The organism is Acinetobacter sp. B-6 (assembly GCF_056930735.1).
Window position 1 is genome coordinate 1 of sequence record NZ_JBXPBY010000036.1, and the last position, 1,793, is coordinate 1,793.

2 protein-coding genes are annotated in these 1,793 nt (G+C 37.6%); both read right to left on the reverse strand.

Translation table 11 applies throughout. The annotated features are described in order from the left end of the window. The coding region (locus tag AC1Z3T_RS21055; protein ID WP_483396983.1) for a type VI immunity family protein at positions 1 to 800 on the reverse strand (800 nt) is incomplete at its 3' end. A 17-nt stretch (positions 801 to 817) separates the two neighbouring features. Further along, the coding region (locus AC1Z3T_RS21060) for a type VI immunity family protein (RefSeq protein WP_483396984.1) at positions 818 to 1,793 on the reverse strand (976 nt) is incomplete at its 5' end.

Consider the following 1,793-nt stretch of genomic DNA (forward strand, 5'->3'; position numbering starts at 1 on the left):
ACACCTGTACCATAGTCATAGCCAATAAACCAATTCATCGGTAGTTCACTGTTTAATACTTCTTCTTCCTTGATCGAATTAAACCATTCGTAATTAATTGCTGTAAGCCAACTTACTGTTTTGATACCATCAATTAAGGAATTTGCTTCCAAATAGGGATTACCAACATCCATTGCCCAAGCTTTACGAGCCATAAAAGCCTCGGTCGGTTCATTCTTATCACTTCTTATTCTAGAAATGAGACAAGCATAACCTGCATAACCCTGCTTGGCTTTTAAGCGTTGCGCACACTTAATAAATAGATCAATAAAAACTTTACTATTTTCTCCAACCCATTCGATTGGCATAGAAAAAGTTAAAGAGCTTTGATAATTCTTTTTTTGAGCTTGCCATTGACTATCACCGCCGATATTAAATTCCCATGCACCAGTAGCAAATTTTTCTTTGCCACTGGTATATAAAAAAGTAATCGGATGCATAGGTTTGTAGTTTTTAAATATACTTCGTATCGGCTTTACACTTTCAAAAGCAGTACATTCTTTTTCACTATTGGGTGGTGTGCCTTGCCACAACCAAGTTAAATGCGCTTTGGCATATTCTTGATAATCATCAAAGCATTGAGCAATCGCTTCGCGCATTTCATCGCTATAACCCTCTTTAAAGTACAAAACCGCTCGAATCGCAGGAATCGCACCGACATAGTCTTCTCCACCTTGTGGAGTGAGTAATCCACCACCAATTGCGCCTTTTTCTTGCATCGCAACCCATGCTTTGTAGTCTTGTTCTTTTTTAAAGTGCATATGATTAATACGCCCTATTACCAATCTATACGTTTATCTAAAAAAGCATATTGACTATTTAACTTAGGCTCGTCTTGTAACTTTGTAAAATATTCGAGCTTTTGATCATCTTCTATATCAGAACGAGCTAACCAGTGATTGGCTAAATAGCCTTTAATCAGTGGAATTTCATCTGTTGAATAATTACCACGATGTAAATCACCTATTTTTGCAACACGTAAAGGCTTTAACACCCTATTTAACAAAACATAAGGCGCGGGTAAGGGATCACTTTCAACAGAACCCATTAAAGGTAAAGTCCCTGCTTGTATCACAACACCTGTACCGTAGTCATAGCCAATAAACCAATTCATCGGTAGTTCACTGTTTAATGCTTCTTCTTCCTTGATCGAATTAAACCATTCGTAATTAATTGCTGTAAGCCAACTTACTGTTTTGATACCTTCAATTAAATCTCTTGCTAACAACATCGGATCGCCTACATCCATTGCCCAAGCTTTACGAGCCATAAACGCTTCAGTCGGTTCATTTTTATCACTTCGGATTTGAGAAATAATACAAGCATACCCAGCGTAGCCATGTTTGGCTTTTAAGCGTTGCGCACACTTAATAAACAGCTCAATAAAGGCTTTACTATTTTCACCAACCCATTCGATTGGCATAGAGAAAGTTAATGTACTTTGATAATTCTTTTTTTGAGCTTGCCATTGACTACGCCCATTCACAAAAAACTCCCACGCCCCTGTTGCAAATTTCTCTTTACCACTGATATATAAAAAATTGAAAGCTTTCATAGGACTATAAAGTTTTAAGATATTTCGTATAGGTTTAACTTTTTCAAAAGCTAAACTAGCACCACCAGCCCCGTTAGGTGGCTCATCCTGCCAAAGCCAAGTTAAATGCGCTTTGGCATATTCTTGATAATCATCAAAGCATTGAGCAATCGCTTCGCGCATTTCATCGCTATAACCCTCTTTAAAGTACAAAACCGCA